At 60.4% G+C, this 13,143-nt stretch carries 10 protein-coding genes; 5 read left to right on the top strand and 5 right to left on the bottom strand.

The window, feature by feature from the left end:
- The first annotated feature begins 101 nt into the window (after positions 1 to 101).
- Both AK821_RS08685 and lpxH read left to right on the top strand, forming a co-directional pair.
- Positions 102 to 608 (top strand): peptidylprolyl isomerase, encoded by a 507-nt coding sequence (locus tag AK821_RS08685; RefSeq protein WP_064389291.1) that lies wholly within the window; start codon positions 102 to 104, stop codon positions 606 to 608.
- A complete protein-coding gene (gene lpxH / locus AK821_RS08680; RefSeq protein ID WP_064389290.1) occupies positions 605 to 1,357 on the top strand; it encodes a UDP-2,3-diacylglucosamine diphosphatase in 753 nt (250 codons plus the stop codon). Before AK821_RS08685 ends, lpxH begins: the two co-directional genes overlap by 4 nt.
- 117 nt (positions 1,358 to 1,474) lie before the next feature.
- Here lpxH and AK821_RS08675 read toward each other — a convergent pair whose 3' ends face one another.
- The 5 genes from AK821_RS08675 to AK821_RS08655 form a co-directional block, all read right to left on the bottom strand.
- The gene (locus AK821_RS08675; protein ID WP_064389289.1) at positions 1,475 to 3,004 is read right to left on the bottom strand and encodes a DHA2 family efflux MFS transporter permease subunit; all 1,530 of its coding nucleotides are present in this window, start codon (positions 3,002 to 3,004) and stop codon (positions 1,475 to 1,477) included.
- Between the two features lie 140 nt (positions 3,005 to 3,144).
- On the bottom strand, positions 3,145 to 4,347 hold the full coding sequence (locus AK821_RS08670; RefSeq protein WP_064389288.1) for an HlyD family secretion protein: 1,203 nt from the start codon (positions 4,345 to 4,347) through the stop codon (positions 3,145 to 3,147).
- 15 nt (positions 4,348 to 4,362) lie between these two features.
- Positions 4,363 to 5,832 carry an efflux transporter outer membrane subunit gene (locus AK821_RS08665; RefSeq protein ID WP_064389287.1) on the bottom strand — a complete coding sequence of 490 codons (1,470 nt, stop codon included), beginning with the start codon at positions 5,830 to 5,832 and terminating at the stop codon, positions 4,363 to 4,365.
- On the bottom strand, positions 5,822 to 6,304 hold the full coding sequence (locus AK821_RS08660) for a MarR family winged helix-turn-helix transcriptional regulator (protein ID WP_064389286.1): 483 nt from the start codon (positions 6,302 to 6,304) through the stop codon (positions 5,822 to 5,824). The genes AK821_RS08665 and AK821_RS08660 overlap by 11 nt, the downstream gene beginning before the upstream one ends.
- A gap of 256 nt (positions 6,305 to 6,560) precedes the next feature.
- Positions 6,561 to 7,880, bottom strand: coding sequence for a hypothetical protein (locus tag AK821_RS08655; protein WP_064389285.1), 1,320 nt, complete (start codon positions 7,878 to 7,880; stop codon positions 6,561 to 6,563).
- 179 nt (positions 7,881 to 8,059) lie between these two features.
- Between AK821_RS08655 and AK821_RS08650 the strand changes: the two genes are divergently transcribed.
- The 3 genes from AK821_RS08650 to AK821_RS08640 are packed head-to-tail and all read left to right on the top strand — an operon-like array spanning position 8,060 to position 13,058.
- Positions 8,060 to 9,028 carry a fimbrial protein gene (locus tag AK821_RS08650; RefSeq protein WP_064389284.1) on the top strand — a complete coding sequence of 323 codons (969 nt, stop codon included), beginning with the start codon at positions 8,060 to 8,062 and terminating at the stop codon, positions 9,026 to 9,028.
- A 54-nt stretch (positions 9,029 to 9,082) separates the two neighbouring features.
- A complete protein-coding gene (locus AK821_RS08645; protein ID WP_064389283.1) occupies positions 9,083 to 11,884 on the top strand; it encodes an ATP-binding protein in 2,802 nt (933 codons plus the stop codon).
- On the top strand, positions 11,871 to 13,058 hold the full coding sequence (locus AK821_RS08640) for an EAL domain-containing response regulator (RefSeq protein WP_064389282.1): 1,188 nt from the start codon (positions 11,871 to 11,873) through the stop codon (positions 13,056 to 13,058). Before AK821_RS08645 ends, AK821_RS08640 begins: the two co-directional genes overlap by 14 nt.
- Positions 13,059 to 13,143 lie beyond the last annotated feature (85 nt).

Here is a 13,143-nt window from a genome sequence, read left to right as displayed (position 1 = left end):
CGCGCCTGTCACGCTAAACTGCGCACCTTGGCCCACGCTGGCTGAACCGGTTTGGGGGCTCGATGTCCCAAAACCACGAATTCCTCTAAAGAGTAGCGATCATGACTCAAGTTAAATTGACCACCAATCATGGCGACATCGTCATCGAACTGAACGCTGAAAAGGCGCCGATCACCGTCGCCAACTTCATCGAGTACGTCAACGCCGGTCACTACACCAACACCGTTTTCCACCGTGTCATCGGTAACTTCATGATCCAGGGCGGCGGTTTCGAGCCAGGCATGAAGGAAAAGAAAGACAAGCGTCCAAGCATCCAGAACGAAGCTGACAACGGTCTTTCCAACGAGAAGTACACCGTTGCCATGGCCCGCACCATGGAGCCGCATTCGGCTTCCGCACAGTTCTTCATCAACGTTGCCGATAACACCTTCCTCAACCACAGCGGCAAGAACGCTCAAGGCTGGGGCTACGCAGTATTCGGTAAAGTGACCGCCGGTACTGAAGTTGTCGACAAGATCAAAGGTGTTTCGACCACTTCCAAGGCCGGCCACCAGGACGTACCAGCAGACGACGTGATCATCGAGAAAGCCGAGATCATCGAAGCGTGATATTGCTGATTTCAGACTTGCATCTGGAAGAGGAGCGCCCGGACATTACCCGGGCGTTTCTGGATTTGCTCGCCGGACGCGCCCGCTCGGCGAGTGCGTTGTACATTCTTGGCGACTTCTTCGAAGCGTGGATTGGCGACGACGCCATGACGCCCTTCCAGCGTTCCATCTGCCAGGCCCTGCGCCAATTGAGCGACAGCGGCACGGCGATTTTTCTGATGCACGGCAATCGCGACTTCATGCTCGGCAAGGCCTTCTGCAAGCAGGCCGGCTGTACGTTGTTGAAGGACCCGAGTGTCGTGCAGTTCTATGGCGAGCCGGTGCTGTTGATGCACGGCGACAGCCTGTGCACCCGCGACGTCGGCTATATGAAGCTGCGGCGTTATCTGCGCAACCCGATCACGCTGTTTATCCTGCGCAACCTGCCACTGAGCAGCCGCCATAAACTGGCGCGCAAATTGCGCAGCGAGAGCAAGGCGCAGACGCGGATGAAGGCCAATGACATTGTCGATGTCACGCCTGAGGAAATTCCGCGGATCATGCAGGAATACGGGGTGAAAACCCTGATTCACGGCCACACCCATCGCCCGGCGATCCACAAGTTGCAGATTGGTGATGAAGCGGCGAAGCGGATTGTGCTGGGGGATTGGGATCGCCAGGGTTGGGCGTTGCAGGTGGATGAGAGCGGGTACGCCCTCGCGCCATTCGACTTCGCCCCGCCGCCAGCCCTGCCCGCCCCGAGCGCATGATCGTTCCCACGCTCCGCGTGGGAATGCAGCCCGGGACGCTCCGCGTCCCATCCAGAGCCGAACGCAGAGCGTCCGTTGAGGCATTCCCACGCAGAGCGTGGGAACGATCTTGCGGGATCAGTGCCCGGAAGCAGCAGGCCCTGCCTTGGCGGCAAACGGCGGTTTGGCCAGCCACACAATCAGAATCAAGCCCATAAAGCCCCAGCCCAACAACGTGAAGTAATCCACGGTAGAGAGCATGTACGCCTGGCTCGTCAAAATCTGATCCATCTGCGCATAAGCCGATTGGCTTGCCCCGCCCAAATGATTCAAGGTCTCGCGCGTCGCCGGTTCAAAGGTGCTGATGCTTTCGCTCATATACGCATGATGCTGATCCGCCCGACGAATCCAGATCCACGTGGTCAGCGATGCCGCAAAGCTACCGCCCAACGTCCGCAGAAAAGTCGCAAGACCGGCACCATCTGCAATCTGGCTCGGCGGCAAGTCCGACATCAAAATGCTCAAGGTCGGCATAAAGAACAGCGCCACGCCAATACCCATGAACAACTGCACCAGCGCGATGTGCTGGAAGTCCACTTCATTGGTGAACCCAGCCCGCATAAAGCAACTCAGCCCAATCGCCAGAAACGCCAGCCCGGCCAACAGACGCAGGTCGAACTTGTTCGCGTACTTGCCGACAAACGGCGACAGCAGCACCGGCAGAATGCCGATCGGCGCCACGGCCAGACCGGCCCAGGTCGCGGTGTATCCCATCTGCGTCTGCAACCACTGCGGCAGGATCAGGTTGATGCCGAAGAACCCGGCATAACCCAGCACCAACACCAACGTGCCGATGCGGAAGTTGCGGTGGGCGAACAGCCGCAGATTCACCACCGGGTGCTGATCGGTCATTTCCCAGATAACGAACACCGCCAGCGCGATCACCGAAATCGCCGCACCGATAATGATGAAGTTAGACTCGAACCAATCCAGATCATTGCCCTTGTCGAGGATCACCTGCAACGCGCCGACACCAATGATCAGCGTGATCAGTCCGACGTAATCCATCGGCTGACGGCTGGTTTCCACCGGACGTTTGGCCAGTTGCGAACGCACCACCATCACCGCAAAGATGCCGATCGGCACGTTGATGAAGAAGATCCACGGCCAGCTGTAACTGTCAGTAATCCAGCCGCCGAGAATCGGCCCTGCAATTGGCGCAACCACCGTGACCATCGCCAGTAACGCCAGGGCCATGCCTCGCTTCGCCGGCGGATAAACCGCGATCAACAGGGTTTGCGTCATCGGGTACAGCGGCCCGGCGACCAGACCTTGCAGCACGCGGAAACCGATCAGTTCCGGCATCGACGTGGAGATACCGCAGAGAAACGAGGCCAGCACAAACAGAATGGTGGCCCACAAAAACAGTTTCACCTCGCCGAAACGGCGACTGAGCCAACCGGTCAGCGGCAGCGCAATTGCGTTGCTCACGGCGAACGAAGTGATCACCCAGGTGCCCTGCTCCGAACTCACCCCGAGGTTGCCGGAAATCGTCGGCAGCGCCACGTTGGCGATGGTGGTGTCGAGCACTTGCATGAACGTCGCCAGCGACAGGCCGATGGTGCTGAGCAACAGGCTGGGCGGCGTGAAAGAGGCGTTATTGCTCATTGTGAATCCTATGAAACCGGGTTGGCGCCATGCCCTTGTGGGAGCGAGCCTGCTCGCGAAGGCGGCCTTTCAGACAGTTAAATGCTGAATGACCCACCGCTTTCGCGAGCAGGCTCGCTCCCACAGGGTCGGCGTCGGTATCAGCGTTGCGCGGTTTTGCTGAGCGCAGCGCTGTTGTCGTGGATCAGCTGCGCAATCATCGCGTCGGCTTCGGCCAGTTGGCGGTCGTAGACGCTGGTGCTGAACGAGGCTTTTTGCGGCGGCTGCTGCGCCAGCACCGGGCCGCTCTGGTCGTGCAGGTTCACTTCAACATTGGTCGACAGACCGACGCGCAGCGGATGCTTGGCCAGTTCTTCGGCGTTGATGTGAATCCGCACCGGCACACGCTGCACGATCTTGATCCAGTTACCGGTGGCGTTCTGCGCTGGCAGCAGAGCGAACGCGCTACCGGTACCGGCGCCGAGGCTGTCAACGGTGCCGCTGTATTTCACGTCGCTGCCGTAGATGTCGGATTCGATATCGACCGGCTGACCGATGCGCATGTCACGCAGTTGGGTTTCCTTGAAGTTGGCGTCGATCCACAGTTGATCCAGCGGAATCACCGCCATCAACGCTGTGCCCGGTTGCACGCGCTGGCCGAGTTGCACGGTGCGCTTGGCCACGTAACCGGTGACCGGTGCGATCAAGGTGCTGCGGGCATTGGTCAGGTAAGCCTGACGCAGATCGGCGGCGGCCGACATTACGTCCGGGTGCGACGACACCACGGTGTCATCGACCAGCGCGCTGGTGGTTTTCAGTTGCTGTTTGGCGTTGGCCAAGGCATTTTGCGCCGAGGTCAGGTCGTCGCGAGCGTGGGACAGTTCTTCCTGGGAAATCGCCCCGCCCTGCGCCAGGTTTTTCCGGCGGTTGTAGTTGTCCTGGGCCTTCTGCACTTCGGCCTGTTGCGCGTTGACCTGGGCTTTCATGCCGTCAACGTTGCTGTACAGACCGCGCACCTGACGCACGGTGCGCGCCAGTTTCGCCTGCGCACTTTGCAGACCGACTTCAGCGTCGTTCGGGTCGAAGTTGATCAGCACCTGACCTTCGTGAACCAGATCACCATCGTCAGCACCGATGCTGACCACGGTGCCGGTCACCAGCGGAGTGATTTCGACAACGTTGCCGTTGACGTAGGCGTCATCGGTGCTTTCATTGAAGCGCCCGATGAACTCGTGATACGCCCAGACGCCGGCGCAGGCGAGTGCAACCACAACGGCCAGCACCAACAGCATGACCTTGCGTTTGCGCGGGTTGCCGGTGTCCGGGGTGTTGCCTTGAGCTTGGGTGTTTTCGGCAGTGGCCATGACAATTACCTTGAATTAGTTGTGCGGCGTGGCTGGGCTGGCGTTGGCTGCGGTCAGGGTGTCACCCTGGAAGCCGCCGCCCAGCGCTTGCATCAGTTGAATCGACAGGTCGATCTGCTCGGCATTGAGGTTGGCCAGTTGACGCTGGGCCTGGAGCAATTGCTGCTCGATGCTGAGCACGTCCAGGTAGTTGCCGATGCCGGAACCGTAACGCTGGACGACGGTGTTGTAAGAATCCTGGGCAATGTCGGTGGCGTGCTGCTGCGCACCGATCTGCCGACCGATGTCACGCAATTGATTGATCGTGTCGCTGACATCGCCCAGTGCTTTCACCAGACTTTTGTTGTACTGCGCCACCGCCAGATCGTAATCGGCGTCGCGCGCATCGAGGTTGGCGCGCAAGCGTCCGCCGTCGAAGATCGGCACCGAGATGGTCGGGGCAATGTTGAAGAAGCGACTGGCCGAACCGAACATCGCGTCACCCAACAACGATTCGGCGCCGGCCGAGGCCGTGAGGTTCAAGTTCGGATAGAACTGGGTCTTGGCCGAATCAATGTCTTTGCTTGCCGCTTCTACGCGCCAGCGCGCGGCGACCAGATCCGGGCGACGACCGAGCAGTTCTGCCGGCAGTACTGAAGGCACGGCGACCACGCTGGCTTGCAGGACTTTCGGCCGGGCGATTTCGTTGCCGCGATCAGGGCCTTTGCCGAGCAGCACGGCCAGGGCGATTTTGGCGCTGTTCAGGCGTTTTTCCGCGTCGATCAGGCTGGCCTCGGAACTGGCTTCCAGACTTTGCGTTTGCTGGAACTGGTACTGGCTGTCGATGCCGGAACTCAGGCGACGCTGGCTCAGGTCGAGCATCTGCTTGGTGCGTTTGAGGTCTTCGTTGGCCAGGTCATAAACGATGTGCGCCTGACCGAGATCGCTGTAAGCGCGAGCAACATCAGCGGCCAGCGTCAGCTGTGCAGCCTGACGATCGACTTCAGCGGCGCGAGCCTGACCGAGTGCGGCTTCCCAGGCATCACGCTGGCCGCCCCACAGGTCGAAGTTGTAATTGAAACCGGCGCTGACATTGCGCACCGTCGAATAAGCACCGCCCTGCCCCAGCGGATCCTGATCGCGAGCCAGGCGCGAACGGCTGATGCCAGCGCTGGCGTCGAGGGTCGGATAGCGTTCGGCGTCGGCAGCATAGGCAGCGGCGCTGGCCTGATGGGCGCGCGCTTCGGCGATCTGCATGTCCGGGCTGTCGTGCAACGCTTCGCGGATCAGACCGTCGAGCTGCGGATCGCCAAGGCTGGCCCACCAGTCGCTCTTCGGCCACGCGGCCGGCGACAGGGTCACGCCGTTGAGGGACTGGCCGACTTTCAGGCTTTTCGCATCGAGGCTCGCGCCCGACGTGTCGAGGCCACTGTAGTTGGCGCAACCGGCGAGGATCATCGCCGACAGCACCAAAGTGAGGCTGCTGCGCAAGGTTTTACCGCTCATTGTGTTCACCTAAGCGCTGGATGGTGATCGGGTCACCGGCTGCCAGCAGGATTTTCTTGAGGATGTATTCCAGGGTCTTTAACTCGTCCGAAGTGACGGCACCGGCCAGTTCATTCATTGCGTCGGCGCCGATGTGCGGCAGGCGGTCGGCCAGTTGCTGGCCTTGCTCGGTCAGTTTCAGTTGCACCTGACGGCGATCGCCTTCGCTGCGGTGGCGAGCCAGAAAGCCTTTCTGTTCCAGACGATCGAGCATGCGCGTCATCGAACCGCTGTCGAGCGACAGGTGCCGGCACAGTTCGGCCGGGGTATCGACGCCGAACTGAGCCATGATGATCAACACCTTGAACTGCGCGGCGGTGATGCCGTGGGGTTCCATGTGGGTGTCGATGATCCGGTCCTTGAGCAGCGCAGCACGGCCAAGCAACAGGCCGAGATGGCAGTGTTTGAATTCGTCCGGGGTGAAATGCTTCATTTGCTCACCTAATAACTGCCTAGGCAGTGAATGTATGTCGAGATGTTACTGCCTAGGCAGCGAATGTCAACGCAATAGTTAGGTTGCTTTGCAATTAGTTGACCAGTGGAGTGGGTTTTGTGTCGCATAGGCGGACGCCTTCGCGAGCAGGCTCACTCCCACAGGGGATCTCCATCAGGCACACGTTCTGTGCCGATCAGAGATCCAATGTGGGAGCGAGCCTGCTCGCGAAGGCCGCGACTCGGTGCAGGATTGATCAGGATTCGTCAGAAGGATGCACAGATGGCGGTTGCACAGGATGCACCTCACGCCCGCGCAACGCAGTGCCCACATACCCAAACGCCCGCTTGCTCACCGCATAAATGCTGTGCCAGCCCGGCGGTGCCGGCTCGATGGCCGCATGCAGCGCCCGCGCATAGTCGAGCACCAGCCCGGGCGTCCAGGCCATCACTTCGGCGCGCTTGCGCACTTGCGCGGCGACCCAGAACTCGGGGCTGAACATGATTCGGGCGAAATCGAGCATGCTCGAATGGCCGCGGTTCATCGCCCCTTCCAGGGCCGCTTCGAGGCTATGGGCGACGGCGCTGGAACAATTGCGACTGGTCAGGTTGTACGTGCTGTTCTGCCGATACTCCGTCCAGAACGCATGCAGGCGCCGGGCGTCATAGCGGGCAAAACTGACCTGCACCGAAGACGGGCACCAGTCCGCCACCTCGCCGGCATAGTCAGGCAGAAATCGGCCGGCAACATCATTGTTCGGCGTCGCCCGCAGCAAGCGCACGAAATCCCCGGCCGAACGATCAATGTCATCCTGCGGGTAATGACTGATGTAAATGTCCGAGCCGCATTCCAGTGCCGCGTGACCGGCGGAGATAACGCCATTGATGTCGACCGCCGCGATGTAGCGGTTGAGCAGCCGATTGCGCACCAAAGTGTCATCCACGGTGCCGCTGGGGGTCCAGACGTGAATCACCAACGCGTTGCTGCTGGCCGGCACACTGACCGACAAAGGGCTGGTCAGCGGCGGCTGGTGTTTGAAGCGCACCGCTTGCCGCAACAACGCGCAGCCCGAGAGAAACAGGCTCATGCCAATGCAGAACGGCACCGTGCCCTTATACAGCGTCGGGTACGGTTCGAGGATAAATACGCCAAAACCGATTTCGAATAACCCCGCCAGCAGCGACACTTGCCAACCGGCAAAGCGCACCACCAGCGCCGCCGCCAACCGAAAGCCGCCATCAAGCAGAAAAGCCCCACCAGACAGCACCGCCAGAATCAGCCCGGCGGCGTGTTGCCGGTCGACGATCAGCAGTCCCAGCAAGAGAAACGCCAGACCTCGCGCTCTGCGCAGGGCCGCAGCGGTGCCGGCTTGCGGTGCCGGCACCAGCAGCAGGATCAGCGCTTCGAGCAGCAACAGATAGCCAAAGAAATGCAGCGGGAAATACAGTACGCCGTCCAGCGCATCGATGAAGATGCCCACACCGGCCGCGCCCCAGGCGATGCCCGTCAGCGCCAGCGCAGACCAACGCTTGCGGACGAATTCGTGACCGAGCAAGACCATACTCAAGCGGACCATATGACCTCTCTTATGAACCGGGGGCCGCACAACCTGCACGGTTTTCAGGCTTTGCTGAGTCTAATACATCGCCGCGTTTGCGCATTCGCGGGAACGTGTTCTAAGAATCGCCTGATGTCCATTGGCAGATGGCGTGTTTAACGTACGGCGCTCTTTGGCCGACACGTATAGCCCTTTTCATGAAGCGAATAACTCTGCAGCGCCCCCTGCTCACTCTTGCCGCAGCGACGTTGCTGGCATGCGCAACGGACGCAATGGCGACGTGTAGCTTCAACAGTTCCCCTTCCCCGCAAACGCTCAGTTGCGGCGCCAGCCTGGCCAATGGCGGCCTGACCATCCCCGCCGACACACCGGATGGCACGGTGGTTTATCAGGAAACCGCGCAGCAATCGAGCTCGCACAGTTGGTCGTGCAATGCGAGCTCGTTCTACGGAATAGCGGTCAATCCCGCATTTGGCTCCCCGACCAGTAGCGTCACGACCTTCCCCCTGGGCAAGACCGGGCTGTCGTTCCGTATCTGGATGGGTATACTGGATCGCTATGAGCCCTCGCTCTTTTCGGTCGCCCCAAAAGGCTACGGCGTGATGTCAGGCTCGATCCGCCTGGAAATCGTCAAGTCAGGCCCGTTGGCGGCGCAGATCACGATACCGGCCGGCAACCTCGGCAGCCTGAAAGCCGGCGAGCTGATTCTGAATAACTTCAATCTGGCCAATGCGCTGGTGTTGAATGCAGCCTCCTGCCAGACCCCTGCCGTGCCGGTCGCCATGGGCGATGACTATCAACTCCAGGAGTTTAGCGAAGCGGGCGCCAAACCCCGCACCGTGCGCTTCGACATCGCCTTGAATCAGTGCCAGACCGGCATCAAGAAAGTCACCTATTCGCTCAAGGCCACCACGCCCGTCATCGACGCGACCAAGGGCATCGTTGCACTCAATAGCACCTCCACCGCCAGCGGCATCGGCCTGCAATTGATGAACGATGTCGGGCAACCGATCGTATTCGACACCACCTACCCGTTCAACGCCTTCACCACCACCGGTACCGATTTCAAGATCCCGTTAACCGCCGCGTACTACCGTCTGCCCACGGGCGAACTCAAGGCCGGCAGCGCCAACACCGAAGTCACCTTCATCGTCAATTACTTGTAGCACTCTAAGGATCGTCTGATTTTCCTCGCTGCCGGCCCTCCATAGAGTGCCGCGATGAGATTGAAGAACTACCTCCATCAGATCAGCCCGCTGCTGTCCTCGCCCGATGCGGCGCGGCGCCTGCTGCGCATTTTTGCCCTGGTGCTGCTGGTGGGCATCCTTGGCGGCGTCTACAGCTTCCTGCTGTTTACCTTCAATAATGAGATTTCCCAACGGCGCAGCTACATGAGCAGCGCCATCGCCGAAGCGCACACCTTTTTCACCACCCGTGAAGCGCTGCTGGAGAGCCTGAGCTTGTCGGCCACACGCAAGGCGAAAATAAACGTGCCGGTGTCCGAAGAAGAAATCCGTCTGCTGCTGGGGCAAACGCCGGGCAAACAGTGGAGCATCTGGTTGACCCAGCGCATGCGCGATTACCTGAAAGCCAAGCAGCTCAACCTGCTATATGTCAGCAACGGCGGTCATGTATTGCGGCTATACAACGCGACACCGCTGGTCGTCGGTTTGCCACAGGCCACGCTGGATCAGTTGGAAGCGCTCAAGCTCACGGCGACTTTGTCGGAACTGTGGCTGACCCATGCCGCAGACGGGCACTCGCAGTTGTACATCTTCATTCGCTTGGATGAACGTGATGTCCACTCCGGCTGGCTTGGTCTGGAAATGGACGACCGTGAAGTGTCCAGAGCCTTGAACGACCACAGTGCCGGCGAGTTCACCATGTTCAACTCACAAGGCAAACCGCTGTTCAGCAACAGCCATAGACCTCCGCCGGAACAGAACCTGCCGCTCCTAAGGCAACAGGATTTCTTCGGCTTCGTCGGCGATGGCTGGCTGCCCGAGCAGTTGGTGTTGCGCAAACAGCTGAAATCGTCGGATTGGCAGCTGACTTACTCCATTGATTTGCTGTCAGTGCTCCGTGCGTTGTGGCCACAAATGCTCGGTGCGCTGCTGTTCTGCGTGTTGAGTATCAGCCTGGTGTGCCTGTTGGTTCGTCGTCTGGAGCATCGCGTCATTACCCCGGCGATCCAGCGCATACAGGCGCTGGTGGAAAGCGAACTGTTCAGCCGCGACGTGATTCAGACCGCGCCGGTGGCGCTGTGCGTGCTGCGCCGCAGTGACGGCCAAGTGGTGCTGGATAACACCCTCGCCCGGCAATGGCTGGGCCAGTGCAGCGAGCAACTGGGCGCGGGCTGGATCCGGGATGCGTTTGACGAAACCACGCCATGCCTGACCGATTACTTCGAGACCGCCGACGGTCGTCACCTGTACCTGAGCTGTGCGCCAACCCGCTACAAAGGTGAAGACGTGCTGCTTTGTGCGTTCAGTGACATCAGCGCACGACGGCAAATCGAAGCAGCACTGGAACAGGCGCGCCAATCGGCGGATGCCGCCAACGAAGCGAAGACCTTGTTTCTGGCGACCATGAGCCACGAAATCCGCACCCCGCTCTATGGTGTATTGGGCACCCTGGAATTGCTGGCGCGCACGCATCTGGACACTCAGCAAAAAAGTTACCTGCGGGCGATCGAGGGATCATCGGCGACGTTGCTGCAGTTGATTTGCGACGTGCTCGATGTATCGAAGATCGAGGCCGGGCAACTGGCGCTGGAGCTGAGCGAATTTTCCGTCCCGGACCTGGTGCACGAGGTGGTGCAGGGTTACGCCGCTGCCGCGCAAAGCAAAGGCCTGCAACTCTATGCCTGCCTGGACCCGCAACTGCCTGAGCGCTTGATCGGCGATGTCAGCCGGGTGCGACAGATCCTCAACAACCTGCTGAGCAACGCGGTCAAGTTCACCGATTCCGGGCGCGTGGTGTTGCGGGTCAGACTGCTCGCTCGCGAAGGCGAACGCGTGTGTCTGCAATGGCAGGTTTCGGACACCGGCAAAGGCATCGCCCATGACGATCAGGCGTTTATTTTCGAACCGTTCTACCAGACCGCCGGCAACACCAATGTGGTTGCCGGCACCGGCCTGGGGTTGCCGATCTGCCAGCGTCTGACCCACTTGATGAATGGCACCCTGCGCATGGTCAGCGAGCCGGGCCTTGGCAGCAGTTTTTCCCTCAGCGTGCCGCTGGAGCAACGCTGCAGCAACACACCATCCGCAGCTTTGCCGCCCTTGGCAGCGGACATTGTCTATGTCGTTTCGCCCGTGCGCGAACTGGCCGACAGCGTCAGTGGCTGGTTGCGTCGTTGGGGCGCCCGCGCGCATATCGGCGCACCGGACGACATCGAGCCTGATACAACGGCAGTGTTGCTGGAACTGTATCCCGCGGCCTTCGGACAGCGCCCGAACCTGACATGGCGTGGGCCGCGCGTACTGGCCAGCGGTGACGGCGCCCACGAGCCGCAGTTCAGCGGCGACGGCTGGCAGGTCAATCTGAATGATCTGCTGGCGATTCAACGGGCCGTTCGCCAGGCCCAGAGCGGCCAGATCGTTCACCGCCCGCAAGACAGTGAACCCCACGCGATGAGCGCGTTGCACCTGCACATCCTGGTGGTCGAAGACAACGTCATCAATCAACTGATCCTGCGCGATCAGCTCGAAGAACTCGGCTGCACGGTGGCGCTGGCCAGCGATGGTGAAGAGGCCTTGGCGCTGTGGCCCGACGCTGCGTTCGACCTGGTTCTGACCGACGTCAACATGCCCCGTCTCAACGGTTACGAGTTGGCCAAAGCCCTGCGGCGCCTCGGTTGCAGCATTCCGATCATCGGCGCGACCGCCAACGCCCTGCGCGGTGAGGACGCGCTGTGCCTGGCTGCCGGCATGAATCACTGCCTGGTCAAACCTTTTACGCTTCGAGCCTTGTTCGCTGTCCTGGCTCCCTACGAACGAGTCGCCCATGAAGCCCTGTAGCATTCTGATTGTCGAAGACCACCCCTTCCAGCACCTGTATTTGCAGAACCTGTTCAGCGAGTTGGGCGACTTCGATCTGGCGTGCGCCAGGGACGGCGAAGAAGCATTGGACTGCCTGAAACACCGCGACTTCGATCTGGTGCTCACCGATTTGCTGATGCCGGGCATGGACGGCGTGCAGTTTATTCAGGGCCTCGCCGCGCAGCGTTCGCGCCCGGCACTGGCGATCATGAGCGCCGCCTCGCGACGCATGTTGATGGGCGCCAGTCTGGTCGCGAGCAACCTGCAAGTGAAAGTCATCGGACTGATTTCGAAACCGGTGAATGCGGCCGCCCTGCGCTGCCTGATCGATCAATTGCAGGCGCTGCGCCAGAGCGTCCCGGCGGCGACGCATCCCGGCATTGATCGCCAGAGTATTTGCAATGCCCTCGACAACGGTGAGCTGCAAGCGTGGTTTCAACCGAAGAAGGCTTTGAACAATGGCCGGATCGTCGCCGCCGAAGCGCTGATACGCTGGAATCATCCTGAACATGGCACGCTGTTGCCCGGGGTATTTTTGCCGGCGTTGATTGCTTTTGGTCTCGAAGAGCCGTTGCTCTGGTGCGTGCTGAAACAGGCGATCGCCGCCCAGGCTACGTGGCGCGAGCAGGGTTATGACATTCCGGTCTCGGTCAACCTGCCCACGCACCTGCTCAACAGCCATGACCTGCCTGATCGCATTCTCGCCTTCGTGCTTGCCCATCAAGGCTTGCCCGCGCGGATCTGTTTCGAATTGATGGAGTGCTCGGTGCCCGATGACATCAGCAATTTCTACGCCGGCGCCTGCCGCTTGCGGATCAAAGGTTTCGGTCTGTCGCAGGATGATTTTGGCAAGGGCTACAGCTCGTATATGAACCTGGTGTCGGCGCCGTTCACCGAACTGAAAATCGACCGCGCACTGGTCCAGGGTTGCCATGCCAACGCCGAACTCGCGCAGGCGTTGACCAGTATTGTCAGCCTCGGTCGGCAATTGGGCCTGACGGTGGTGGCCGAAGGTGTAGAAACCGCACAAGAACTTGCTCTGTTGCGTAAAATCGACTGCACTCAGGTTCAGGGTTTCCTGATCTCCCACGCCGTCTCTGCAGATCAGTTCCAGCAGTTGCTGACCCACGACGGGCCAGCGAACGCCTGGTGAGCGGCACGTGGCTATTGTTGAACGTCGCTTGCTACCGAGGTCACTGTGTCCCAAGACTGCCCCATCACCGCTGGTCAGGCGCTGT

Origin of the sequence: Pseudomonas sp. RIT-PI-r, assembly GCF_001297015.1 — a bacterium.
GTDB lineage: Bacteria > Pseudomonadota > Gammaproteobacteria > Pseudomonadales > Pseudomonadaceae > Aquipseudomonas.
Note: the sequence above shows the minus strand (reverse complement) of the source record. Positions and strands in the feature narration are given on the sequence as shown.